Source organism: Bacteroides ndongoniae (genome assembly GCF_900108345.1).
Classification (GTDB): Bacteria; Bacteroidota; Bacteroidia; order Bacteroidales; family Bacteroidaceae; genus Bacteroides; species Bacteroides ndongoniae.
Genome location: NZ_FNVV01000012.1, coordinates 457,895 through 483,712 on the forward strand (window position 1 = coordinate 457,895; position 25,818 = coordinate 483,712).

Genomic DNA, 25,818 nt, shown 5'->3' on the forward strand with positions numbered 1-25,818 from the left:
ACGCGTGGGCTTTTCAAGCAAAACACGTGGCCTTTTGAGACAAAACACGAGGGCTTTTCGGGCAAAATGCGTGGGCTTCTCCGACCGGACTCCTCTTCCATAGTCCGGTCGTAATCATTGTCAGAGATACGACCGCAGCTTTCAGCCGGGAAAGAACCGCTGTCTGATGTCGTTAAAGGTGCGGTACAGTTCGTCTTTCGTCTCGGCCCGCAGCATGGCGATGCGTGTGTCGCGGAAGTTGGGCAAGCCTTTGAATACCGGGCTGGCTGCCAGATGCCGGCGTACGTGCAGGATGCCGCGTCGTTCGTCCAGCAGGTTGACGCTGTCTTCTACCTCCTGTCGCAGTACGTCCATGCACCATTGGGGGGTCAGGGCTGGCAATTCTTCGCCTGTCTCTAGATAGTGTTTTACTTCTTTGAATATCCACGGACGTCCAAAACTGGCGCGGCCTATCATGATGGCATCCACACCATACTGTTCGAAACATTCGCGGGCACGCTGCGGAGTAGTGACATCGCCGTTGCCGATGATGGGGATGTGCATCCGCGGGTTCTTCTTTACTTCGCCAATGAGCGTCCAGTCGGCTTCGCCGGTGTACATCTGTGCGCGGGTACGGCCGTGGATGGTCAGAGCACTGATGCCGCAATCCTGTAACTGTTCGGCCAGGCTGACGATAATCTTGTGGTCGGCATCCCAGCCCAGGCGGGTTTTCACGGTGACGGGAATCTTCACCGCATCGACTACCGAACGGGTGATTTCGAGCATCAACGGAATGTTCTGAAGCATGCCCGCTCCTGCTCCCTTACCAGCCACCCGCTTCACGGGACAGCCGAAGTTCAGGTCCAAGATGTCGGGGCGCGCCTGCTCTACTATTTTGGCGGCTTCGACCATCGTTGCCGTGTCGCGTCCATATATCTGTATGGCTACGGGGCGTTCTTCGTCGCTGATGTTCAGTTTCTGTTCCGTTTTGCTGACGGAGCGTATCAGCGCGTCGGCCGATACGAATTCGGTGTACACCATGTCGGCACCGAAACGTTTGCACATCAGTCGGAAAGCGGGGTCGGTAACGTCCTCCATCGGGGCGAGGAGTACAGGGCGTTCGCCCAAGTCTATGTTGGCTATCTTCATATTCTGTTGCGTTTTGGGTGCAAAAGTACGGAAAAAAGAGCAATCTTAGGAGGTAAGATTGCGATATACTGAGTAATATGCTTATCTTTGTGTTTGAAATGTAAAGCAGAATGTATATGAAACGTCCCGACATTCTTCGTTTGATAGCCGATGCGGTCCGTAGGGTGGCACCTACAGCCCAGACTATCGTATATGGTTCGGAGGCACGCGGCGATGCCCGTCCCGATTCGGATATTGACCTGCTGATACTGCTTGATAACAACGATGTACTTACGCCCGAAAGGGAGTTGGACTTGCGCCGTCCGCTTTCGGAACTGGAAGCACAGACGGGTGTTGCCATCAACGTGCTGGTTACTCTGCGTAGCCTTTGGGAAAAGATGGTCAGTCCTTTTACTATCAATGTCAATAGGGAGGGAGTCGTGTTATGAAGCAGTTGCTGGATGATGAGACGCGGGTAGCTATTGTCGGCTATCGGTTGGAACGTGCCTATAGCACGCTTGGCGAAGCTGATTTGTTATATGGCGGTGGCTATTTTAATGCTGCTGTAAACCGCTTGTATTATGCCTGTTATTATGCCGCTGTGGCATTGCTGTTGAGCAGAGGGATAGAAACCGCAACGCACAATGGTGTGAAGACACAGCTGTCCATGCATTTTGTTCGTAACGGAAAGCTTAGCATTGAGCATAGTACGACGTTTGGCCTGCTTTTCGACAAGCGTCACAGCAGTGATTATAGTGATTTTGCTTATTGTGATGCTGCATTGGTAGAAATGTTGCGCCCGCGGGCGGAGGCTTTCATTGATGCGGTAAGCAAACTGATCGAAGAAAAAGAAGATATAAATAACAATGGAACTGAAAGACTTTGAAATAATGGCCCCTGTCGGCTCGCGCGAGTCGCTGGCCGCCGCCATACAGGCCGGAGCAGACTCCATCTACTTCGGCATCGAGAACCTGAACATGCGTGCCCGTTCGGCCAACACGTTCACCATCGACGACCTGCGCGAGATAGCCCGCACGTGCGACGAGCACGGTATGAAGAGCTACCTCACCGTCAACACCATCATTTACGACCAGGACATCCCCCTGATGCGCACCATTGTGCGTGCCGCTAAGGATGCCGGTATATCGGCCATTATTGCTGCCGACGTAGCCGTGATGACCTACGCCCGCGAGATAGGGCAGGAGGTACACCTCAGTACGCAGCTCAACATCAGCAACGTCGAGGCTTTGCGCTTCTATGCCCAGTTTGCTGATGTAGTGGTGCTGGCACGCGAGCTCAATCTGGATCAGGTGGCCGAAATCTACCGTCATATCTGCGAGGAGAACATCTGTGGCCCGTCGGGTCAGCGCATCCGCATCGAGATGTTCTGTCACGGTGCTCTGTGCATGGCCGTCAGCGGCAAGTGTTACCTCTCGCTTCACCAGATGAACAACTCTGCCAACCGCGGTGCCTGCATGCAGGTATGTCGCCGCTCCTACATCGTGCGCGACAAGGAGACCGACGCCGAACTGGAGATTGACAACCAGTACATCATGTCGCCCAAGGACCTGAAGACCATTCACTTTATGAACAAGATGATGGATGCCGGTGTGCGGGTGTTCAAGATAGAAGGCCGTGCCCGCGGCCCCGAGTACGTGCGTACCGTAGTTGAGTGCTATAAGGAAGCCATCCGTGCCTATCTGGACAACACATTTACCGACGAAAAGATTGAAGAATGGAACCGCCGCCTGGCAACTGTCTTCAACCGCGGCTTCTGGGACGGCTACTACCTGGGACAACGTCTGGGCGAATGGACGAAGAACTACGGTTCGGCAGCTACGGAGCGCAAGATATACGTGGGTAAAGGCATCCGCTACTTCTCGAATATCGGCGTAGCCGAGTTCCTGGTTGAGGCTGCCGAAATCAGTGTGGGCGACAAACTGCTTATCACCGGACCTACCACCGGAGCCGAGTACGTCACACTGGAGGAAGCACGCGTTGACCTGAAACCCGTGCAGACCGTCCACAAGGGCGAGCATTTCTCCATGAAGTCCGTCAAGATACGTCCCAGTGACAAGCTCTACAAGTTAGTGACCATCGAGGAACTGAAACGTTTCAAGGGACTGGATGTGGAGAAACAACGAGGATAATAACAGCGGTAAATGGTTAATGGTAAGTGATAAACTGTTGTGCAGATTGATATTGACCATTAATCATTTACCATTAATCATTATTTTATGGCAGAAAAATACATCTACGAGCTGGAAATGAAGGTGCGCGACTACGAGTGCGACCTGCAGGGCATTGTGAACAATGCCAACTACCAGCACTATCTGGAACATACGCGCCACGAGTTTCTTACCTCCGTAGGCGTCAGCTTTGCTGCCCTTCACGAGCAGGGAATCGACCCTGTGGTGGCACGTATCAGCATGGCTTTCAAGACTCCGCTGCGCAGCGGCGACGAGTTCGTGTCGAAGCTCTACATGAAGAAAGAAGGCATCAAGTACGTCTTCTATCAGGACATCTTCCGCAAGAGCGACGGTAAAGTGTCGCTGAAAGGAGTGGTAGAGACTGTCTGCGTGGTAAACGGACGGTTGAGCGATAGCGAACTGTTCGACCGCATATTTGCGTCTTATATTTAGTTGACGAGGGGACGAGTTGACAAGTTGACAAGGGGAGGAAGAGTTAACAAGGAGAGGAAGAGTTAACAAGGGGACAAGTTAACGAGGCCACAAGGAAAGGCAAACTGAGTATTTATGTTCTTTCCAACCTGTTAACTCGATTACTCGTGAGCTTGTCAACTCATTAACTGTCCCCTCATCCCCTTGTCAACTCGTCCCCCTTGTCAACTCGTCAACTTGTCAACTCGTATCTAACATTTATTACTATGAATACCGACGAACGAATCTGTAGCATCGCCCTGACCCTCTGTCCGGGCATCGGACATATTGGTGCCAAACGCCTGATTGATACCGCAGGCAGCGCAGCCGAAGTATTCCGTCTCCGTAAAGAACTGCCTAAACGCTTTCCGGGCATCATTCATGCCTCTGCTGTGGCGGCGCTCGACTGTCCCGAAGCCTTCAGCCGGGCAGAAGCAGAGATGGAGTGGGCCGAAAAGAACCGTATCAGTTGTCTGACGCTGGGCGACGAACGCTATCCGTCGCGTCTGCGCGAGTGCGAGGATGCGCCGGTAGTGCTGTTCTTCAAGGGCAATGCCGACCTGAACCGTTTGCGAGTGGTCAGCATGGTGGGTACACGCCACGCCACCGAGTACGGCAAGCAGTTCTGCACCGAGTTCCTGCACGACCTTTCCGAACTTTGTTCCGATGTACTGATTGTCAGCGGACTGGCTTATGGCATCGACATACATGCCCATCGCGGTGCGCTGGCGAACGGACTTTCCACCGTAGCCGTACTGGCTCATGGGCTGGACCGCATTTATCCGGCTGTTCATCGCAAGACGGCGGTCGATATGCTGGCCGAAGGCGGGCTACTGACCGAATTCCTGACCGATACCACCCCCGACCGTCACAACTTTGTCAGCCGCAACCGCATCGTGGCGGGCATGAGCGATGCCGTCATTGTGGTAGAATCGGCAGCCAAAGGCGGTTCGCTGATTACGGCCGAACTGGCTGAGGGCTACCATCGCGACTGTTTTGCCTTGCCCGGACGTGCCACGGACGAGTATTCGCGCGGTTGCAACCGGCTGATCCGTGACAACAAGGCAGCCCTGATCAGCGATGCTGCCGACTTTGTGAAAGCCATGAACTGGGGGCGGAGCACCGACCGCAGCAGCCGGATGGCGTCGGGCGTACAGCGCAGCCTTTTCCCCGAACTGACCGAGGAAGAAGCACGTGTCGTCAAGATTCTGAGTCGCAACGACCTGCACATCAATACGTTGGTGGTCGAAGCCAACATCCCGGTGAACCGCATGAGCGCCCTTTTGTTCGAACTCGAAATGAAGGGCATGGTCAAAGCGCTGGTAGGCGGAGTCTATCACTTGCTGGCGTAGTCGCCGGCTTGCGTCAGCCGGATGTTCCATACGCCGGGCGTAAGTACCTTTTCGGCCGACTGGCAGACGGTGCTGTTTACGCTCATGCCTGTATATCAGTCGGGCAGGCAGAAGCACGCCTCCGTGCCTTGGGGAACTTCCAGCACGATGTCGCACCGGCGGCTGTCCTTGTCGAGCGACAGTCGTATTTCTCTTTTCCCGCTCAGGGGTACAACGGCCCGTATCTGGTTCAGGTGTGCGGGATGCGGACTGACGCGGAAACGGCGGAAAGCGGGAGCCGTCGGTTCAATTCCGGCTATATACTGGCTCATGACGGTCAGCGGGCCGCCGCTCCAGGCATGGTTGTAAGTGCCGCCGCCGAAACCTTCCGAGCCGATTCCCCATCCTTCCCACAAGGTAGTCAGCGGGCTGTCTGTCATGGCGCGGTAGCGCAGTTTCATCCGGTTGAGGGCATCCTGGTGGTAGCCCATCAGGCAGAGGGCTTGCAGGACGTATTTCTCCATATACGGGCTGGCATGATATTGTTGGCCGAAGAAGGGGCGCAGTGCCGGATAGAGCGTGTCGGGCAGTGTACCCGAAACCACGGCAAGGGCTTGCGGGCGGTCGTCGGGCAGACCCTGGTGCGAGGGTGACACGTAGTAGCTTCCGTTCCAGTATTTTTGGTGGAAGGCAGTGCGTGCACGGTCGGCCGTAGTCTGTGCCCAGTCGGCTTCGGTGGTGTCGCCGATCAGGCGTGCCATGCGTTCGTAGCCTTGCAGGGCGATGATGTACCATTGGCTGAACAGCAGTTCCATGTCTTTGTTCTCACCCCAGTCGCCCCAGGTCCATCCTCCTTTGCGGGGAATGGCCAGTCCCTGGGCGTCGGTCTTCCATACGTGGATGTATTTCTTTACGTTGGGATATACGTAGCCGATGGTGGCGCTGTCGGCCGTACCCATGTAGTACGTCCAGAAGCCGTAGTAGCCTACGCTGGCCAGCATCTGCATGGGCAGTTCCGAGTCGTAGTTTCCGGCAGGTACAGGGGCGAAGATGGTGCTGTCGGCACGTTGCCAGTCCATCAGTTCGCGGATGCCTTTGCGGGTCAGCAGATGGGCTTTCTCGTCGAGGGCGTAGAAGGCTTCGCCCAGTTCGTTCACTACGTCGCCCCACCACTGGGCACGTTCGCGGTCGGGGCAGTCCATGTAGGTGTCGCGCATGGTGATGTACAGGGTTCGCTGCGACTTCTCCCACAGGCGGTTCAGGGCTGGGTCGTCGCAATGGAAACTTCCGGCAAAGTAGGTGTCGTAGCCCGTTTCGCGGTACATCAGGTCGAGGACTTCGGCATCCTTGGGCACCTGATAGACTACGTAGTGGCCGTTCATCCAGCCAAGGCATTCAAAGTCTTGTTCGCCCTGTCGGGTGGTGTATTCGGCAAAGACGTTGTTGGCCGATCCGCCGGTGTAGTTGTCGGTGCGGATGCGTACTTTCCGGCCTTTGTCGGCGCGCAGCCGTATGTAGGGGGTGATTTGCGCGTTGTAGGGCAGGTAGGCGTAGAGGATGGTGTCGTTTATCCTTTCTGTGCGTTCGTAAGGTTTCAGACCGTAGTCTTTCCATTGGGGGATGGGGCGTGGTTGCAGCTTGTTCCATCCGGCTGCTGCCAGGTCGGTGAGGCGTGCGTCGAGCCACTGGCTGTCGTCGAAGTCGGGACGGGTGAAGTCGATGTCCTTTCCGGCGTCGAAGCCGATGTTCGACTCGGGCAGGCGGTAGTTGGGCTGTTCGCCTTCGGGCTGGTAGAAGGCGGGATGGGCGATGCTCTTCCACGGCTTGCGGAGGCGGATGTCTTTTCCGTCGACGTTCAGGGCGAAGGTCATGCCGGGAGTGGGCGAGTTGCGGTGGCTGAAGCCGTCTTTTCCGAAGTACCACACCAGCAGGGCGATGGTGTTCTGGCCTTTTTTCAGGGCGGGTAGCGAGCCGATGGTGTCGCAATAGGTGTCGTTGGGGTTGGGGCCGCGTTTCAGGCCGCCTTCGCGCACTTGCAGTTCGCCGTTCACCCACAGCCAGTATTTGCTGTCGGCAGCTATGTGCAGGCTGACGTTGCGGGGGTGCCGCTTCAGTTTGACGGTGTTGCGGAAGCAGTACCACGAGCCGGGTTCTATCTTGTCCGGCGGGCAGTCGGGACTGATGACCTGTGCGACGGCGGTGTACGTGCCGATGCATAGCAGGATGAGTGTGTACAGCAGTTGTTTCATATTATTGGGTTCTGTTTATGTGTGTGTCAGGGTATAGGCAAAAAAAAAAGGAGTACCGCTGTACTCCAACCTTTGTTAACCTTAAATCTAATACTATGAAAAACACGTTGCAAAGGTACGGACTTTGGCGAAATCTGCAAATTCTGTAAGCAAAAAGCCGTTTTTTATAACATGCTTTAATATCGTTACAGGTTCTTTTACATCTTTCGCCCGGTTTTGTGTCCTGTCTGTTGCCACTGTTCTTCTTTTTACTCCTCCGTCCGCGTATAGGCTTCAATCTCGCGGATGGCATCTTTGGCCTTGCGGCGCACTTTGTTGAGGTGTATCAGGCCCATGATGGCTCCGACCACGAATCCGACGCCTCCTCCGATGCAGATGGTTTCTCCTCCTTCCTTGGGATAGCTTTCAACGAGGAACCAGACTATCCACAGCGCGGCGAAGGGCAGGCCGAAGTACAGCCATTTCAGCCCCAGGCGGTTCATGCGTATCAGGGCCTGGCTGATGTTTATCAGGTTGCCGGTCGATATTTCTTTGGGGTTTATTCCTTTGTGGCTGTATACCTGATAAATGCAGGCAACGATCAGAAAGAGGGAGGTCACGACGCAGAACAGCCACGAATAGCCCGTCGAGATGAAGAACAGGTTGCAATAAATCAGTGCAAAGGGGACTAGTATGTACATGGAGCGGATTTTCCGTTTGATGTAACCAAGTTTTTCCCGGATCGATTGCATGATCATCTTCTCGTTGACGATGGTTTCTTTCGCCAGTTTCTCTTTCAACAGTCTGATTTGCTGTTTCATTTCTTCCAGTTCGAAGTTATCTTGATGCTTTTCCATACTGATGCGTTTTTAGCGGTTCGACATTTTTTTCAACTCCTCTTTGATGCGATACAGGCGCACGGACACGTTTTTGGTCGAGATACCTACAATGGCTCCTATCTCTTCGTAGCTCATGTTCTCCAGCCACAGCAGGACGATGGCGCGGTCGAAGGGCTTTAGCTTGTGGATGCGGTCGTAGAGCTGGCGGATTTGCCGGGAGTCTTCGTCGTTGTCCTTAAACAGGTTGATGTCCATCGTCAGTGGGAGGGTAGCCCGCTTCTGCTTTTTCCGTTCGTAGGAGATGCAGGTGTTGAAGCTCACTCTCCATATCCAGGTGTCGATGCTGCTTTGGTTCCGGAAGGAGGGATACCCTTTCCAGAGGTTGATGAGTACTTCCTGAAACAGGTCGCTGACTTCATCGGAATCGTTCGAGAACATAAAGCACACCGTGTAGATGGTGCTTTTGTGTTCCTTGATCATTTGCGCAAATGTGGTGTCCAATGTTTCCATATCGAATTCTGATTTGTTTTTGTCCGTTAGACGCAGGTGTTGCCGGAAAAACTACACGAATATAGTGTTTTTTTTATTCATACTTGCACGGTTTGCGAGCAACACTTGCATCGCTCCTGAGAGACACTTGTACGGCTCGCGAGCAACACTTGCACGGCTCGCGAGCAATACTTGAGTGTGTGTCGAAGCTTAGTTATAGTATCTGATTCCCCTCCTTCAGGAAGGAGGGGTGCCCAACGGGCGGGGTGGTAGGCTTTACGACACTCTGTATATTAATACTTTATGCTTTCACCTACCACCTCCCCCTTCGGGTACTCCTCCTTCCTGAAGGAGGAGAGTTTCAGATACTTTTATTTCGACACATCCTTAGGCAATACTTGGCAGGTTTGTGAGTCATACTCGTGGGCTTTGTCGGCAGAACCCGGCGGCATTGCTTGCAATATGCGGCGGGATTGCTTGTCGCTTGGCCGGACATTGCTTGTTGCGGCGGCTAACTATGGATGTTACGCGGCTAAAGTGGGTGGTTAGGAATGAAAAGTGCCACTTTGTGGGTGAAGGATGGATACGCGGACTACACTGATGAGGCGGATTTACACGGATGAAGAGTGGGAAAGAGGGAAATTGCTTTCACGCCTTCACTTAGCTTTCAGGATCTTGGCTGTCAGGTAGATAGGATGAAACATCCGGTTTCACGGAAGTTTCACCTCTTGCTTTCACCTTTCCGGATTTTTCTATTTCTTCGGGATTTAAGCCTGTTCGATGGGTATTTGTTAATCTATTGATAAACAAGATGATGTGGTGAAGGATGTAACGTACGTGCAAGTTTATGTAACGTACGTGCAAGTCTGATGTAACATTTGTGTAGATGTTCCAACGCGTTACACGGGCGAAACCTGAATTTTTAACACGCGATGTTACGCCATCGAAGGTATTTGATACAAATTGTTTTGGGTGTGTAGTCGATAAGTAGGATATTTGCATACAGACCTTATACGTACAAACGAATATGAATACAATCGAAAAAACACACCCGGGCATATCGCGTAAAAGCCTGCCCGTTCTGTTTGCCGCCCTGTGCGTGCTGCTGTGCCTGAGCGGCTGCCGCCCCAAGCCCTATCCATCGCTGCTGCTTGCGGCGGACAGTCTGGCGTCCGTGCTGCCGGATAGTGCCTGTGCCCTGTTGGCCTCCTATGCCGCCGACACGGCGGACGAACCGCTGTACGTCCGCATGTACTACCGCCTGCTTTGCATCAAGGCGAAGGACAAGGCCTACATCGTGCATACGTCGGACAGTGCCATCCTGCCTGTAGTGGCCTACTACGAGCGGCACAAGCGCCTCCCCCACCTGCCCGAAGCTTACTACTATGCCGGCCGTGTATATAGCGACTTGGGCGATGCGCCGCAGGCGTTGGCCTATTTTCAGCGGGCACTCGACGCGATGCACGAGGATGAGGATCGGGTGAATATGACGGTGAAAAAGCTGGTCCTTTCGCAGATGGGGACGTTGTTCAAAAGGCAGAATCTTTATCCCGAAGCGTTGGATGTGTACAGGCAAAGCTTCCAGTGCAAAATTTTACTTCAGGATAGTGTGGGTATGATATATAGTAACAGGGACATCGGTCAGATATATATGTTTCTGGAGCAGCGGGACAGCGCCTTATATTATTATCAGCGCGCCTATCAGTTAAGTCTTTTGTTGGGTGAAAAATATTTGGGAAATGGGGTACAGATTCTGATGGCACGTTTATATACGGAAGAAGGGAGTTACGAAGCGGCTCATCGTTCATTGCAAATCGCTTTGCAGGATGTTTCAAAATATGATCGGAGTGCTACTTATTCAATAGCGGCAAGATATTATCACTTTACTAATAACATAGATTCTGCGGAGTGGTATTACCATAAGTCGTTATTGTATGGCTTATTAGATGTCAAGGAAATGGCTAACAGGGGGTTAGCTTCCATCGCTTTATCGCAGGGAAAAACGGTTCCTGCTGCCCAATATCTTTATCAGGCATTATTGCTGGGCGATTCCATCCGTAAGTTGACTAAAACGGATGAAGTCCGAAGCGCTCATTCACATTACAATTACCAGCTTCGCGAGCAGGAGAACCAGCGTTTGAAGCTTCAGAACCTGCGTCAGCGTCAGACGAATGTCGCCATCTTGGTGGTGTTTGTCCTGTTTGCGTGTGGTGGTACACTCTATTATTTGCATCGGCGTAAGGTCATGCGTCTGCGTCTGCAGGTGGCCGAGCAGTTGCAGGCCGAGGCCTATCGCAACAGCGTTCAGTACCAGGAAGATACGCGCCGTCGCATCAGCCAGCTGGAAGAACAGCTTCAGTCGGCTTCCCATCAGCTGACCGACAGCGAAAGCCGTTGTCGGCAACTGACTGACGAAAAACAGCTGCTGGCACACACCTTGCGCTGTCTGGAAGAGGAAGAGCAGCGCCGCCGTCTGATGAAACAACGCTTTTCCGTTTCGGATGCCTGCCTGCTTTTCCGCAAGAAGGAAACGACAGCCGCGCCCGTCACCGAAGACGACTGGCAGCAGTTGGAGACCGAGGCCGACCAGTTGCTCGACGGCTTCCTGCGCAAGCTGACGACAGGCCCTGTGCGTGTCAGCCGCCAGGAGCTCCGCGTCAGCCTGCTGATACGTGCCGACTTCTCCATCAAGTCGATAGCCGCTTTCCTCCATCTGACTCCTACGGCCGTGACCAGTATCCGCCGTCGCCTCAGTGTCAAGTTCTCGTTGCCCGAGTCTTCTCCGCAGGCGTGGGACGAGTTTGTGAGGTCGTTGTAGGCTGTTTGACGGCTGTTTGCACACTGCGAAGCAAAATGCACGTTTTTGCACGCTCATTTTCTTGGCTGTATGGAGGCTTTTGCAGACTTTTGGAGTATAAACTATAAACCGAAAATAATACGCATGAAACAGTTTCTTATTTTATTGAGAGGAGCGTTATTGCCGAATCGTTGCCTGTTGGGCGTTTTATTGGCATTTTTAATGGTAGGATGCACCGAAAAGCGGAGCGAAGGTCAGGAGGAGATTACCTCCATTGTTATAGATTGGGATAATATCTCGGATAACCTGGATTATTCTTCGTGGGTGGAAGACAGTGTACTGGTGGTACCTTTAGAAACGAGAGAGGATTGTCTGATAGGCGAAATATCCAATCTGATTTATCAGAACCACCGGATTTACGTCGTTGACAACATGAGTAATGCAGTGTATGTGTTCGACGAAACAGGACGTTTGCAGTCCAAAGTCTGTTCTGTAGGAAACGGACCGAAGGAATATCTGGGAATAACAGCTTTTGCCGTTCAGGAAAGCCGTATGTTCATTTACGACAAAATGAAAGGGAAAATCATGGTTTATGACGAAAACGGCCAGTTTGTATATTCGAAAGATGCTTCCAGGATTTGGGGCATGGATATGTTTATTCAGGGGAAAGATATTTATATTGTAAATGTTGGTAGTATCAGTGATATGGGGTATTATTCCCTATATAAGCTTCCCGTAGCTGAGGGAAATGATGAGGTGGAAGCTTTTCTGCCTTTCGATGATCCTGGAAATACTGGCTGGGGAATTGACAGATACACCAGTGCTTCCGCCGATGAAGCCATGTTTACCATTTGGCCTTTTGATGTTCTATACGGTGTAAAAGAAGGGGAAGTGGGTGCTGTCTATAAAGTGGATTTCGGAGACAGACGGTTGCCCGAGCAATACATCAAAGCCGATGGAGCGACTGCCTTGAAAACAGCCATACGCGATAACTATATCACAGGAATAGAATGGATGGTACAATCAGAGAAGCGTCTCCTCTTTTCATATTCAGATGCAAAAGGTAAGATGATAAGTATTTACGACAGGGAAACCGGTAAAGTGAATACGACACATGAGCTGTATAACAAATATTTGGGAGGATTGGCTTGTTCGCCCCGTCAGCTATACATGCAGGACGGATATATGATATCGTATCGCGCGATGGATGCATGGTGTTTGGAGGGCGAACTTGCGGATTGGAATTATGACGAACGCGATTTCCATTCCGAATATGTACGCAGCATGTTCAAGAAGTTCCGCCAGATGGACGAGGAATCCAATCCGGTTGTTATTATTCAGAAGTTGAAGGAATAACGTGCTGACGTAATAACTCCCTTATTTGTAATTTGTTTTAAATTCCTTTTTGATAGGTTTTACTTAAAAGAATAGTATCTTTATGTCCTACAAAGTTGTTTTTCTTTTGACTGCTTTATGCTTCATCTCCTGTCAAGGATCGAAGCAAAAGCCCATTGTTCAGGAAGAAACAGGTATATCGTCTGTTCTGCCCGGTCAGGATGTGCTGACTGTCGATTTGGATTCCATTGCATACGAAAAGCAGATGCCTCTGTCTGCTTTCTTCAAGGATGTGCGGTATATTCCGCTGGAGACGACCCGTGAGTCCTTGCTGGGGCGCATCAACCAGCTTTGTATGCAGGGAGATACCATTTTTGTTTTGGATGGCGTCATGGCCAGGTCGGTACTTATGTTCCGTAAGGACGGCAGCTATATCGGCATAGTCGGCAGTAGGGGAGAAGGTCCGTCCGAGTATGTGGCGCCAACGGATTGCGGCATAGCGGGAGACCAGTTCTACATCTTCGACAGCAGGAAGCAGTGCATTCTGTATTACGGATTGCCCGACATGAAGTTTAGTCATGCGGTCACGCTGAAGCAACAGCAGAATGCCCGGAGCCGTTATATAGGCATCGACGCTAACCGGATATACGCAGATGTCTATTTCCCCGGCACGTCGCCTTCGTACTTGATACAGGAGTTGGACAGTGCTGCACAAGTTGTCAACAAATGGATATCGAAGGACGCATACAACCGGGGCTATCATTCGGACACTTATTTCACCGGAGAAAGCTTTTTCAGCAAGACTTCTGTCGGCATACGCTTCAAACACCTTGCCTCGGACAGTGTCTTGGCAATCGGGAAGAACGGCATCTATCCTTATCTGTCGTTCAGCTACCGCGACCGTCCCACCAGCGCGGCGGTGAAAGAGCACGCGGAGCGTAGCGGCGAGAAAGACATCCTGAAGTCTCTGACCCGGTTGGGAGGCGTGCATAACATCCAACACTATACTGAAGGCGAGCGGTTTATACTGTTCTTTTTCTCTCGGGGAAATTACCTCAATCACTTCATTTATGACAAGAAGACACAGGAATGTCGTGTCGGTATCTTCTTGCACGACAAGGTTTCGCCCAAGTTGATGGATCAGTCCGTCGTCCCGATACCCGTCTGGGAAGACGACGAGAATGTCTATTTCTACATCCATCCGATGGAAGTCAGTCGCTTTGTAGTCATGCTGAAGAGTGGAGAAATTGCGTGTCAGCCGGACGATAAAGCCGCCTTAAGCCGGTTGGACGAAGAGACGAATTCTGTCCTGATCTGTTATCGGAAGTGAAAGGGGGAAGGGTAGAAGATTCAGTTTGGGTATATTTTTTTCCCAGTTAGGAAAATATTTTTCTCTAACTGGGCAGTAATTTTTTCCTAACTGGGAAAAAATCGGGGCCTTTTCCGTGCTTACAGGGCGGCTGTTTTTCTGGCCCGAAGTATCTCTCTTTTTCCTCCCGGAGGGCCGGGCAGACGCTCTACTGTGAATCCGATGGATTGCAACAGACGGCGGACTACCCCCTTGGCGCAGTAAGTAGTGAGGATGCCGTCGGGACTCATGGCGGCAAAGAGGCGACGAAAGACGGACTCGTCCCACATTTCCGGCTGCTTTTCGGGCGCAAAGGCATCGAAATAGACTACGTCGTAACTCGCGGCGGGAAGGACAGCGGCGGGGTTCGCTACGTCGATTTGCGTTTTCCGGAGGGTGAACCAGGGAGTGATTTCGACATCCGTTTCCCAGGGGGCGGCATGCAGCTCCCGAAACAACGGATTGTCGCTGTAGTGCAGGGTGTCCACCTCCTCCCAGGCAAGGGGATAAAGCTCAATGCCCGTGTAGTGCACCTTTTTTTGCGTTTTCCCGGCATTTTCGAGCGTCAGCAGGGCATTGAGCCCCGTGCCGAAGCCTACCTCTAAAACATGCGGAAAAACGGCGGCAGTGGCATTGAGCCCCATGTCGATGAATATGTGTTGCGATTCGGTGTGCGCCCCTTTCACCGAGTGGTAGTGTTCGTTCAGTTCGGGGACGAACAGCGTGGCGCTTCCGTCGGCAGTCTGTTCAATGATTCTTTGCATTTAAGTTTTTAAGTTTTTGAGTTTCTAAGTTTTTAAGTTCTTTCCTCCTTGTTCCCTCGTTAACTCGTTAACTTGTCCCCTCGTCAACTAACCAATAACCGTCAGTGCCCCCTGCAATGCCCAAAGCATGGCCATGTAGCGGAGCAGCTTGCCGATGAACATCGAAACGGTAGTCAGCATCAGGTTGCTGCGCATGAAGCCCAGGGCGATGGCAATGGCTTCGCCCACAAAAGGCAGGAAGGCAAAGAAAGCCATCAGGGCACCTTTGCCCTGCAGGAAGTGTTGCATCCGGTCTATCTTCTCTTTCTTCACCTTGAAGTATTTCTCAATCCAGTCGATGCGTCCCAATCGGCCCATGTAGTAGCATGTCATGCCGCCCACCGTATTGCCCAAGGCGGCCGACAGTACGCAGACGGCAGGACTGAGCCCGACATTGACCAGCGCCACCAGCACCAGTTCGGAACTGAAGGGAATGATACTGCCGGCCAGCAGGGCCGAAATGAACAGTCCGACATAGCCCCAGTCGATAAGCAGCTGTATCAGTGTGTCTATAAAAGCGTCCATACGTTGAAGATGAATAACAGGAATAACAATACGAGCGAACAGGTGAAGAAGATGTTGGAGCTGCGGCTGTGGGTCAGGGCAAACAGATGACCTGCCAGAATGCTGGTACCAATCAGCAGCAGCGACAGCAGATGGACGCACTGCGACGGCTGTAATACGATGTACACGAAAGTGCAGAAACATAGCAACAGCAGGAAGTTCAGGTAACTGCGGGTACGTATCTTGTCCTCGTAGCCCATAGCCAGGCAATGTCCTGCACTGACGGCGAAGAGGATGAACAGATAGCCAACCGTAGCCAGCTCCCAGGGCTGGAAGTCGAAACGGATGGGTTGAAAGGTGGCCAGTTCCTGAAACGGACGGTAGAACAACGGCATGTCCCCGTGATAGAACGCATGGCCCAGCAGAAACCAGTAGGGCAGACTCCAGCCGACGAGCGATGCGAAAAAGCTTTTAAGATGGAGCGAGCGGAAATTACGGGCACCTATCCAGAAGACAGGAGCAAACAGAGTGAGTTGTGGCCACAACAGGCTTCCGAGTCCGATGAAGACAAAGCAATGGAACAGGTCGGCCGAGGCGTGAGGCTTCTGATAGCTGCGGAACAGGAAAAACAGGGCTATCAGGAACAGGACGGCAGCCACGTCGCCCGCATAAAGCAGGTGCATGCTGGGACAGGCGGATATAAGCAGGATGTAGAGGGTAGTCTGCACCGAAGCACGCAGGCGGATGATGGCAAACGTGTTGTTCAGCTCGATGAGGAAATATCCGATGACGGCATACAGCAGGAAACTGGACAGGCGGTCGGCCCATGCAGGCAGGTCGAAGTGCCCGAAAGTGCTCCATAAGGAAGCGATGCTTCTTCCGGTACTGTCTTCGGGGAGCAGCAGGGCAGCCAGCGCCCAGCAGAAGAGAGAAATAAAAATGGCGACAGGAAGCGTGAAATGGCCTGCCGTCACTTTGTTTTGGAATCTTCGGTTGTACATAAAAGGGCGACGGAGGAATGAGAATGAATGGGTTTACTTTGTTATTCAGCGTGAGGGGGTGTCAGAACAAAGGTATCTGAAACTCTCCTCCTTCCAGAAGGAGGGGAGTCAGATACTATAGCTAAGTTCCAATACACTTATAAGTCGAACCCAATGTCGCGGCGGAAGTATTTACCTTCGAAGCTCAGCATGTCGGCTACTTTATAGCTCTTTTCCAAAGCTTCTTCCTTGGTCTCACCGTATGAGCATACGGCAATGACACGTCCGCCGTTGGTAACGACACGTCCGTCTTTCATCGCTGTGCCGGCGTGGAACAGGATGCTGTCGGTCGTCTCTACCAGGTTAAAGCCGGTGATGGGCAGTCCCTTCTTGTACTCGCCGGGGTAACCGCCGCTGACCAGCATGACGCAGGCTGCCGTACGCGGATCGAAGATCATGGATTTCGTATTGAGGTTGACGTTGTACACTCCTTCGAACAGGTCTACGATGTCGCTTTGCAGACGCAGCATGACGCTTTCGGTTTCAGGGTCGCCCATGCGCACGTTGTATTCGATAACCATCGGTTCGCCCTGTACGTTGATCAGTCCCAGGAACAGGAAGCCTTTGTAGAGGATACCCTCTTCGCGCAGACCGTTGATAGTGGGCTCGATGATGCGTTCGCGTACCTTCTCCATGAATTCGTCGTTGGCAAACGGAACGGGAGTCACACTACCCATACCGCCGGTATTCAGGCCTTTGTCGCCTTCGCCGATACGTTTGTAGTCCTTGGCTACGGGCAACACTTTGTAGTGCTCGCTATCGGTCAGGACGAATACGGAGCATTCGATACCGCTCAGGAACTCTTCGATGACTACCGTAGCACTGGCGTTTCCGAACATGCCGTCGAGCATTTCCTTCAGTTCTTTCTGGGCTTCTTCCAGGGTGGGGAGAATCAGTACGCCCTTACCTGCACAGAGGCCGTCGGCCTTCAGCACGTAGGGAGCGGAAAGTGTCTCCAGGAAGGCGAGACCTTCGTTCAGTGTTTCGGCCGTCACGCTTTTGTAGCGGGCGGTAGGGATGTTATAGCGCTTCATGAACTCTTTGGCAAACTCTTTGCTGCCTTCCAGTTGCGCGCCTTTGGCAGAGGGGCCGATAATGGCAATGTTCTGTGTGGTAATGTCATTCTTGAAGTAGTCGAAGATGCCTTGTACCAGCGGGTCTTCGGGACCAACGACAATCATGTCGATGGCACGTTCCAGTGCAAAAACCTTGAGGGCAGCAAAATCCGTAGCTTTGATGTCTACGTTTTCGCCTACCTGTGAGGTGCCGGCATTGCCGGGAGCGATGTACAGTTTCTCAACTTTCGGACTTTGGGCTATCTTCCAAGCCAAAGCGTGTTCGCGGCCACCAGAGCCTAATAGTAATACTTTCATCTTTCTTTATTGTTTTGAATTTCAGTTCTTTGTAAAGTGGGAGTATTCCCGTTGTGGTTTATTTCTTTTTCAGGTAATCGTCGAAGTAGCGGGTAATCTTTTCGTGCAGATGTACGCGGTCGCGTCCCAACACGTTGTGGTCGTGTGTGGGATAGATGAACAGGTCGGGATAGGTGCGTGCATCCACACAGGCCTTCATGAACGACAGAGTGTGCTGAGGCACACAAGTGCGGTCGTGGTCGTCGTGGATGATGAGCAGGTGTCCCTTCAGCTGTCCGGCCAGGTTCTTCAGGTCGCACTGTTTGTAACCTTCCGGATTGGCCTGCGGCGTGTCCATATAGCGCTCGCCGTACATCACTTCGTAGAATTTCCAGTCGATGACCGGTCCGCCGGCTACGCCTACCTTGAAGATTTCGGGGTAGCGGAGCATCAGGGCGGTAGTCATGTGTCCGCCAAAGCTCCAGCCGTGCACACCGATGCGGTCGGCGTCAACATAAGGCAGCGATTGGAGGAATTCGGCACCTTTCACCTGATCTTTACCTTCTTCGATACCCAGGTGACGGAAAGTGCAGTTTTCGAACTCCAGACCACGGTTGCTGCTGCCACGGTTGTCGAGGGTGAGCATGATATAACCTCTGTTGGCCATATAGATGTCCCAGCCGCGGGCGGCATAGTTCCAGTTGTTTACGAGCATCTGGGCGTGCGGGCCTCCGTATACGTAAATGATGGCGGGATATTTCTTGGCAGGGTCGAAGTCGGCCGGCTTGATGAGACGGTAGTACAGGTCAGTCTTGCCGTCGGCAGCTTTCAGCGTACCTACTTCTACGCGGGGCATGATGAAGCCTTCGAAGGGATCCTTAGCCGTGAGCAGGCGTACGGTCTCCTTGCCGTTGGCTGTCGAAGCGATGTCGATGATGCGCGGCACGTCGGGAGCCGACCAGTTGTCGAGCAGGTATGTGCCCGATGCGGAGAGTTGTGCATTGTGTACGCCCTGTCCGTTGTCCAGCAGTGTTATCTTGCCATTGTTCACGTTCACCTTGTACACATTGCTCTGCAGAGGAGATTCCTTGGTAGCTGTGATGATGACTTCTTTCTTCTTGGTGTTGAAACCCAGAATGCCTTGTACCAGCCATTCACCTTGCGTCAGTTGCACACCTGCGGCTTCTTTGATGTTCTTTCCGCTGCCAACTTTCTGTACCAGGCTCCACATCTTTTCGATGGTTTCGGCATCGAGTTTCTGGGGTTGGTTGGCTGAAAGTTTAGCTAAGTCGTACACGTACAGGTGATTATAGCCATCGCGCTGACTCTGATAGATGAACTTGTTGCTGTCCCACGGCAGGAAGACGATAGGAGTTTGCGGCTCCACATATTTGGGATGCGTCTCTTCGATGAGCGTCTGCATCAGTTCGCCTGTCTCGGCATTATACTGACACAGCTTGGAGTGATTCTGGTCGCGGTTCACTTCGATGAGGAAAAGACTCTTCTCGTCGGGTGCCCACGAAATGTTGGTGAAATAACGGTCCGTCGGGTCGCCTGTATTCAGATAGACAGTCTTCTGCGTGGCAGGGTTGTAGATACCTACGCTGACCTTGTGGCTGGTCATGCCGGCCATCGGGTAGCGGATGTTCTCTACGGTGCCGATGCGGGCGGTGACGTCGACCAACGGATATTGGGTCACCATCGACTCGTCCATGCGATAGAAGGCAAGCAGGCTGCCCGTAGGACTCCAGAAGGTACCTTTGCTGATGCCGAATTCGTTGCGGTGAACCGATTGTCCGCAGACGATGCCTTCGGGCTCGTTGGTTACAGCGTGGTTGTCCACGTAGAGGTTGTTGCCTACGGTGTAGGCGATGTGTCCGCCTTCGGCAGTGAAGTCGATATTGGCTCCTTTCTGTTCTGCGGCTTGGGGATAGGCTTTTACAATCTCGTTTTTCTCGAAGTCGTAGACAATGTAACCTTTTGCGCTCTTGATGAGCATATAAGGTTTGTCGGCCCAGGGGAACTGGGTATTGTAGAAGTGTTGCAGGCTGCCGTAATTCTTTTTGCTATCAGTTCCGGCCTGTGCGCTGAGCACTTCGTTTACCTTTGCCCGGGTGGCAATCAGGGTCTCCTTACCGTTCTTTGGGTCGACGGTCATAAGCGAGTCGACACCCGGTTTGATGCAACGGTCGCCCCACCACTGTACGCTGTACAGGTTTTCGGCATAGCGATAGGTTTCACCGCCGGGGATGAGGTCTTCCAGCGTGGGGTATTTCTGTTCGTTCGATACGTTTTCTTGTGCCATAATGGGTGTCTCTGACAAGGTGGCCACAGCCAATAACAGGGTGGCGATGCCTTTACTGATTCTTCTCATATCTTTATGGGTTTATTGGTGTTTTTCTCTTCTTTTCCGTTCGGGATACGATTCGCCGGAGCGGGGTTTGCGGTCGGACTTGAACTCTTTTTTCTCCCGTGGCTGGAAGTCTTTCCGTTCACGGGGTTTGAAGTCTTTCCGTTCGCCTTCGTTGAAGCTGTGGCGTTCGCGGGGCTTGAAGTCCTTGCGGGGAGCGGCCGGACGATGTTCTTTGAAGTCTTTGGGCTCCTTGCTCAGTTCTTCTCCTTCGGCACGGAAATTCTTGTATTTTCCGTCGAATATTTCGTACTGGCGGAACTCGCAATCGAGTGCTCCGTTCAGCAGCGGTATGCGTTTGGTGGCTTTCAGCCCGATCTTGTCGAAGCATTCGTCACGGTAGGACAGAATCCAGGCCGTGTTTCCGGTAAAGGCATGTTTCAGCCGTTCGCCAATCATTTCGTAAAGTCCGAGCAGGTCGTTGCTGGATATGCGTTCGCCGTAGGGCGGATTGGTAATGATGATGCTCTTCTCCTTCGGCTGCTCGAATTGCTGGAAAGGTTGCAGCTTGAGGACAACATCTTTGCTGACACCGGCAGCCTTGATGTTGTGCATGGCTATTGTGTTGGCCTTGGGATTGTTGTCGTAGCCGTAGATTTTGTGGGTAAACTCGCGCTCCTGACTGTCGTCGTTGTAGATTTCGTCGAAAAGGTCGCGGTCGAAATCGGGCCACTTCTCGAAAGCAAATTCCTTGCGGAAGACTCCCGGAGCAATGTTGCGGGCAATGAGTGCCGCTTCGATGGGGATGGTTCCCGAACCACACATAGGGTCGATGAGGTCGCACTCGCCATGCCAGCCTGTCATCAGGATCATACCGGCTGCCAGTACCTCGTTCAGCGGTGCTTCGACAGCTTCCTGACGGTATCCGCGGCGGTGAAGCGACTCGCCGCTGGAGTCGAGCGAAAGCGTACAGTTGTTTTCGGCAATGTGGATGTTGAGCAGTACATCCGGCTTGTTGATGCGTACGTTGGGACGTTTTCCTGTTTTTTCACGGAAATAGTCGACGATGGCATCTTTTATCCTGTATGAAACGAATTTGCTGTGGCGGAACTCTTCGCTGAAGACTACGGCGTCTATGGCGAAACTGTTGTCTACGCTCAGATAGTCTTCCCAATGGATGGCTTTGATCTGCTCGTATACTTCATCGGCATCCTGGGCTGTAAAGTGCTTGATAGGCTTCAGAATGCGGATGGCGGTACGCAGGCAGAAGTTGGCCTTGTACATCATTTCTTTGTCTCCACTGAAGGATACCATACGGCGTCCTATCTGAATGTCATTGGCTCCTAATGCAGTCAGTTCTGCTGCCAGGACTTCTTCCAATCCCTGGAAGGTTTTTGCAATCATTTCAAAAGGTTGTTCGCTCATTGCTATGTTGTTTTAGATTTAGTTGACAAGTGGACGAGGCTTCAGGCTACAAGGCATATTCTTGTTTGTTTCTCGTCCACTTGTCTCTCGTCTACTGTGTTCTTTATCTTTTGGCTTTGGTCTGTACAATGCGGGCACCGGCCTGAACGTTTTCCGTTACCCAGATATTGCCGCCTACGGTGGCTCCCTTACCTACGGTGATACGTCCCAGGATGGTGGCGTTGGAGTAGACGATGACGTCGTCTTCCAGAATGGGGTGGCGGGGGATGCCTTTGATGGGCTTTCCGTCTTCGTCGAGCGGGAAACTCTTGGCTCCGAGGGTTACTCCCTGATACAGCTTCACATTGTTGCCGATGATGCAGGTTTCGCCGATTACGACGCCTGTGCCGTGGTCGATGGTAAAGTGGCTTCCGATTTGTGCACCCGGATGGATGTCGATTCCCGTTTCGCTATGCGCCATTTCGGTGATGATGCGCGGGATGAGGGGAACTCCCAGAACAAGCAGTTCGTGGGCTATGCGGTAATTGCTGATGGCACGGATGGCAGGATAGCAGCTGATGACTTCGCCAAACGAGTGGGCGGCAGGGTCGCCGTTGTAGGCAGCTTCGACGTCGGTAGCCAGTATGCGCCGCAACTGGGGCAGGTGGCTGATGAACTTGGCTGCAATCTGGGCGGCTTCTTCCCGTTGCACTTCGGTGCAGCTGCTGCATTCGCCGTCGCTTCCGAAGCAGAGTCCTGCCAGAATCTGATCGGTCAGCAGATCGAAGAGACGCTCTACGTTGACGCCGATATGATAGGTAACAGTGCGGCTGTTGACCGTTGAATTGCCAAAATAGCCGGGGAAGATGATGGCTCGTGCCAGTTCGATAATGTCGCGCAAGGCTTGGGCTGATGGCAAGGGATTGCCGTCGGTGTGTTGATGAAACAGTCCTTTGTATGATTCGCTTTCCGATAGCTCATCGACTGCCTGTGTCAAGATGTGAGTAAAGTTGAGTGGACTCATTATGCTATCCTTTATGTTAATAAAGTGTCGGCAAAGGTACAAAGTATTCAGCAAATTTCCTAAATATCCCTCATTTATAGTTAGGTAATTGCAAGAAATCCGGGTGCAAACGGTACAATCGGGCGTGTGTTGCTGATGAAACGCCTGTGCCGTTGGCATCCGGATTGGGATGAGTATGCGCTTGTCGCCGGTGATTACCGGGTGGCAGTGTGCTTATGATAGAAGAACATGAAGTAAATGCCGATGATGACAAACGGTATGCTGAGCCATTGTCCCATGTTCAGCCTCATGCTGTCTTCGAAGGCTACCTGATTCTCCTTCAGGAACTCGATGAAGAAACGGAAGACAAATATTTCCGTCAGGCAAAGGCCGAAGAAGAAGCCGCGGGGATAGGGCAACGAGGCATCGAGCTGCATGGACGACGACTTGCGTTGCGTGGTGCTGAAGTCGGTCTCCAGTTTGTCTTCCTGCTTTTTCTGTTCTCTCTTATAGAGGTAGAACATGCCTAGCGCAAAGATGAAGTAGGCGATGGCTTCGTAAAGCTGTGCCGGATGACGGGGAACCGCGTCTACCCGCTCGAATACGAACGCCCAGGGGACGTTGGTAGGCATACCGATGATTTCGGAGTTCATCAGGTTGGCCAGACGGATGCAGCAGGCAGTGATGGGGGTGGCTACGGCAATCATGTCGAGTACGTCCATGTAGTGCATCTTTGTCTTGCGGCAGTAGAGCCACAGGGCAATGATGAGGCCCAACGTTCCGCCGTGACTGGCAAGGCCTGCATAGCCGGTAAACTTCCATCCGCCGTCGGGCAGGAACTTGATGGGAAGTACCATTTCCCAGAAGTGGTGCAGATAGTATTCGGGCTCGTAGAACAGGCAGTGCCCCAGACGCGCACCTATCAGAATGCCGAAAAAGCAGTAGAAGAACAGTGGGTCGAAGAGGCTGTCGGCTATTTTACGGTCGCGGTACTGCCGGCGTACGATGAAATAGGCAAAGGCCAGGCCGATAATCCACAAGAGTCCGTAGTAGCGGATGGAGATGCCGAAAAGGTTGAACAGTTCGGGATCGGGATTCCAGTTGATGCTGAGTAGTGGTAACATGACGTATCTTTATTCGTTAGTTAGATTATTGTTCTTGTTTACAGCTGCCAAAAGTAGCTTTTATTCGGCAAAGGACAAAATCTGCGTGTCACAGATTTCGGAACTTTTCCGCCACCATGCGATAGGTGGGGATGTCGATGCCCTGTGCTTCGGCAGCGGCAATCATGTCGAACAGCAATCCTTGTACTTCGCTTTCGTGTCCGCGGGCCAGGTCTTTCTGCATGGAGGCGGTGCTGTGCGGGTCGAGCTTGTCCATCACTTTCAGGTTGTACTCCACCAGGTCTTCTTTCGGTTCGATGCCCAGCTTGCGGCCCAGGGCAGCACTTTCGCGCGAGAGGCCGATGAAGGTGTCGCGTACGGGACCGGGCTTCTGTACTTCGCCCATGGGCACGTCGTAGTAGGCTCCGGTGACGGCCATGGCCGAGATGAACGACCACTTGACGAAGGTGTCGCGGTTGATGTCGTCGGACAGTTCGGCCTTGATGCCGCTTTCCTGTAGGTCGCGTTGCACAGCTTCCAGTGTTTCACGGGGAACAACCGTTCCCTGATGGGCACCGAATACCAGACGGAATATCCGTCCCATTTGGGTGATTTCGCCCTTACCGCTGACGAAGCCTACGATGTAGATGCAGCCGTCGAGCACCGTTACGCCGGGTACCAGTCGCTGGATGCGAGGGCCTGTGCCGTAGACGTTGAGGATGGGGATGACAACGGTTTCGGGTTTCGAAGCCCGGCGGATGAGGTCGGTGATGGAGTCGATGGAGTAACCTTTGACGCAGACGAAGATGACGTCGGCTTTGTCCTGATATTCTTCGGCCGTGCAGGCGGGGATGTTCAGGGTATGTTCGCCTTTCAAGTCGCTGTGAAGGCGTAGTCCGTGTTCGCGAATGGCGGCCAGATGTTCGCCGCGGGCAATGCAGGTGACGTTTTTACCTGCCAGTGCCAGGAAGGCAGCGATGCTTCCGCCTACGCCGCCGGTACCTGCAATAAGATAGTTCTTCATGATGTATTTGTTTTTGAGGGTTGATATTTTAGTCGTTATTTATTCGTTCCGTCATACCGAACTACAGTCTTTTCGGCAGTTGTCGCAAATTTTGCGACAACTGTCAGATTGGCAATTTCTTCTTTTAGTGTATTCCCTATATGCTTACCTGTTGTTTTGATTTCTCCTTCCTGCTTTTCCATATCTGTAAGAATGAGGTTTGTTATTCTGTTATGATTCGAGGGTTTAACTGCCTTTCCCTGTCACATACTGTTCTTTCTCCATATAGTAGATTCCTTCGCCGCGGTCGCCGTTGTCCAAGTCCTCCAGTTCTACCTTGAAGACGTGATAGGGCAGGGCGGTGTCTTGTTTGGGACGATCTACGGTGAGCAGGTAGGCGTTTCCCCATTCGTCGGCCGAAAAGTATTCTTTGATTTCCTGTTTCATCAGGATGGGGACTTCTTCGCCGTTTATCCAGACGGTAGCTTTCAGACGGTCGAGGATGGGAGCCAGGCGGACGGCGCGTGCATCGTCGCGTGCAGCTCCTTGTTCGATGTTGCTCACGTCTTGGGCATGTTGGGCTTTATCCGCTTCCATCTGTTGGAAACGGGTCAGGCTCATGGGGCGGACGAATATCTGATAGCAGGGCATGGCGCCGGGGATGCGGAACACGCGCAGGCCGTAGACTTCCATGCGGTGGTAGCGGATATCGAGCGTAGTGTCGCGGTCGGCAATGAAATCCCATGCCCAGAATTCGAGCCGTTGGTCGGCGGCCGGCAGGGTCGAACCTTTTGGGGTGTGCGGATAGGTATCCATGCGCAGAGCGCCCATGCTTTGGTATTTCCCACGGGGAAGGCGCACCGTGTAGCGTCCGTCGGCATTTGTCATGCCTTGGACTACATCGTCGAACGACGGTGTTTGCCAGAAGAGTGAACAGCTGTCGATGGGGTGTCCTTCGTAGTCGGTCACCCGTCCGCTGATGGTTACACTGTCGGTTGCGGTCTGTGCCTGTAGGGGGAGAACCAGAAAGGCGAGGAGGAATAAAAGGATTGCTTTCATTGGCTTGCGCTTGTTTTTCTAATTGGGGATTACAGACCGGAGAAGGCTCGGGCATATCTCCCG

23 protein-coding genes are annotated in these 25,818 nt (G+C 52.6%); 8 read left to right on the plus strand and 15 right to left on the minus strand.

All coding sequences use genetic code 11. The features are described from left to right. Positions 1-141: 141 nt before the first annotated feature. Entirely contained in the window at positions 142-1,128 is a 987-nt protein-coding gene (gene dusB, locus BQ5591_RS02135) for a tRNA dihydrouridine synthase DusB (protein WP_071148252.1), read from the minus strand. 116 nt (positions 1,129-1,244) lie between these two features. Here dusB and BQ5591_RS02140 point away from each other — a divergent pair, with 116 nt between their 5' ends. The 5 genes from BQ5591_RS02140 (at position 1,245) to dprA (ending at position 5,119) form a co-directional block, all read left to right on the plus strand. Beyond that, positions 1,245-1,556: a nucleotidyltransferase domain-containing protein gene (locus tag BQ5591_RS02140; protein ID WP_071148567.1), complete on the plus strand. Its 312-nt coding sequence runs from the start codon at positions 1,245-1,247 to the stop codon at positions 1,554-1,556. Beyond that, complete coding sequence (locus BQ5591_RS02145) at positions 1,553-1,993, plus strand: HEPN domain-containing protein (protein WP_071148253.1); 441 nt, start codon at positions 1,553-1,555, stop codon at positions 1,991-1,993. The genes BQ5591_RS02140 and BQ5591_RS02145 overlap by 4 nt, the downstream gene beginning before the upstream one ends. Continuing rightward, on the plus strand, positions 1,974-3,257 hold the full coding sequence (locus BQ5591_RS02150) for a peptidase U32 family protein (protein WP_071148254.1): 1,284 nt from the start codon (positions 1,974-1,976) through the stop codon (positions 3,255-3,257). The genes BQ5591_RS02145 and BQ5591_RS02150 overlap by 20 nt, the downstream gene beginning before the upstream one ends. Before the next feature lie 87 nt (positions 3,258-3,344). After that, complete coding sequence (locus BQ5591_RS02155; protein WP_022162537.1) at positions 3,345-3,749, plus strand: acyl-CoA thioesterase; 405 nt, start codon at positions 3,345-3,347, stop codon at positions 3,747-3,749. Between the two features lie 245 nt (positions 3,750-3,994). After that, the gene (dprA, locus tag BQ5591_RS02160; RefSeq protein ID WP_071148255.1) at positions 3,995-5,119 is read left to right on the plus strand and encodes a DNA-processing protein DprA; all 1,125 of its coding nucleotides are present in this window, start codon (positions 3,995-3,997) and stop codon (positions 5,117-5,119) included. A 95-nt stretch (positions 5,120-5,214) separates the two neighbouring features. Here dprA and BQ5591_RS02165 read toward each other — a convergent pair whose 3' ends face one another. The 3 genes from BQ5591_RS02165 to BQ5591_RS02175 all read right to left on the minus strand — a co-directional run bounded on the left by BQ5591_RS02165 (position 5,215) and on the right by BQ5591_RS02175 (position 8,675). Further along, a complete protein-coding gene (locus BQ5591_RS02165; RefSeq protein WP_071148256.1) occupies positions 5,215-7,347 on the minus strand; it encodes an alpha-L-rhamnosidase-related protein in 2,133 nt (710 codons plus the stop codon). Positions 7,348-7,595: 248 nt separating this feature from the next. Continuing rightward, complete coding sequence (locus tag BQ5591_RS02170; protein ID WP_022162534.1) at positions 7,596-8,183, minus strand: hypothetical protein; 588 nt, start codon at positions 8,181-8,183, stop codon at positions 7,596-7,598. 12 nt (positions 8,184-8,195) lie between these two features. Continuing rightward, entirely contained in the window at positions 8,196-8,675 is a 480-nt protein-coding gene (locus BQ5591_RS02175) for an RNA polymerase sigma factor (RefSeq protein WP_022162533.1), read from the minus strand. Positions 8,676-9,681: 1,006 nt separating this feature from the next. Here BQ5591_RS02175 and BQ5591_RS02180 point away from each other — a divergent pair. From BQ5591_RS02180 to BQ5591_RS02190, 3 genes are all read left to right on the plus strand, one after another. Then, on the plus strand, positions 9,682-11,472 hold the full coding sequence (locus BQ5591_RS02180; protein ID WP_083380851.1) for a tetratricopeptide repeat protein: 1,791 nt from the start codon (positions 9,682-9,684) through the stop codon (positions 11,470-11,472). Positions 11,473-11,595: 123 nt separating this feature from the next. After that, positions 11,596-12,807: a 6-bladed beta-propeller gene (locus tag BQ5591_RS02185; protein WP_159434414.1), complete on the plus strand. Its 1,212-nt coding sequence runs from the start codon at positions 11,596-11,598 to the stop codon at positions 12,805-12,807. Positions 12,808-12,889: 82 nt separating this feature from the next. Then, the gene (locus tag BQ5591_RS02190) at positions 12,890-14,116 is read left to right on the plus strand and encodes a 6-bladed beta-propeller (protein ID WP_071148258.1); all 1,227 of its coding nucleotides are present in this window, start codon (positions 12,890-12,892) and stop codon (positions 14,114-14,116) included. Positions 14,117-14,235: 119 nt separating this feature from the next. Here the strand turns inward: BQ5591_RS02190 and mnmD are convergent, their stop codons facing one another. From mnmD to BQ5591_RS02240, 11 genes are all read right to left on the minus strand, one after another. After that, positions 14,236-14,898, minus strand: coding sequence for a tRNA (5-methylaminomethyl-2-thiouridine)(34)-methyltransferase MnmC2 (gene mnmD, locus BQ5591_RS02195; protein WP_071148259.1), 663 nt, complete (start codon positions 14,896-14,898; stop codon positions 14,236-14,238). Between the two features lie 87 nt (positions 14,899-14,985). Further along, positions 14,986-15,462 (minus strand): YqaA family protein, encoded by a 477-nt coding sequence (locus tag BQ5591_RS02200; RefSeq protein WP_022162297.1) that lies wholly within the window; start codon positions 15,460-15,462, stop codon positions 14,986-14,988. Beyond that, complete coding sequence (locus tag BQ5591_RS02205; protein ID WP_071148260.1) at positions 15,447-16,442, minus strand: hypothetical protein; 996 nt, start codon at positions 16,440-16,442, stop codon at positions 15,447-15,449. Before BQ5591_RS02205 ends, BQ5591_RS02200 begins: the two co-directional genes overlap by 16 nt. 137 nt (positions 16,443-16,579) lie before the next feature. After that, positions 16,580-17,854 carry a phosphoribosylamine--glycine ligase gene (gene purD, locus BQ5591_RS02210; RefSeq protein WP_022162299.1) on the minus strand — a complete coding sequence of 425 codons (1,275 nt, stop codon included), beginning with the start codon at positions 17,852-17,854 and terminating at the stop codon, positions 16,580-16,582. Between the two features lie 58 nt (positions 17,855-17,912). After that, positions 17,913-20,207: a S9 family peptidase gene (locus tag BQ5591_RS02215; RefSeq protein ID WP_071148261.1), complete on the minus strand. Its 2,295-nt coding sequence runs from the start codon at positions 20,205-20,207 to the stop codon at positions 17,913-17,915. 12 nt (positions 20,208-20,219) lie between these two features. Further along, positions 20,220-21,608 carry a THUMP domain-containing class I SAM-dependent RNA methyltransferase gene (locus BQ5591_RS02220; protein WP_071148262.1) on the minus strand — a complete coding sequence of 463 codons (1,389 nt, stop codon included), beginning with the start codon at positions 21,606-21,608 and terminating at the stop codon, positions 20,220-20,222. Between the two features lie 103 nt (positions 21,609-21,711). Then, positions 21,712-22,611, minus strand: coding sequence for a serine O-acetyltransferase (locus BQ5591_RS02225; protein WP_071148263.1), 900 nt, complete (start codon positions 22,609-22,611; stop codon positions 21,712-21,714). A gap of 194 nt (positions 22,612-22,805) precedes the next feature. Continuing rightward, entirely contained in the window at positions 22,806-23,714 is a 909-nt protein-coding gene (gene lgt / locus BQ5591_RS02230) for a prolipoprotein diacylglyceryl transferase (protein ID WP_071148264.1), read from the minus strand. 88 nt (positions 23,715-23,802) lie between these two features. Continuing rightward, positions 23,803-24,717 (minus strand): ketopantoate reductase family protein, encoded by a 915-nt coding sequence (locus BQ5591_RS02235; protein WP_022162304.1) that lies wholly within the window; start codon positions 24,715-24,717, stop codon positions 23,803-23,805. Between the two features lie 35 nt (positions 24,718-24,752). Continuing rightward, positions 24,753-24,899 carry a hypothetical protein gene (locus BQ5591_RS21310; protein WP_159434415.1) on the minus strand — a complete coding sequence of 49 codons (147 nt, stop codon included), beginning with the start codon at positions 24,897-24,899 and terminating at the stop codon, positions 24,753-24,755. 43 nt (positions 24,900-24,942) lie between these two features. Beyond that, positions 24,943-25,755, minus strand: a complete 813-nt coding sequence (locus tag BQ5591_RS02240) for a carboxypeptidase-like regulatory domain-containing protein (protein WP_071148265.1) — start codon at positions 25,753-25,755, stop codon at positions 24,943-24,945. Positions 25,756-25,818 lie beyond the last annotated feature (63 nt).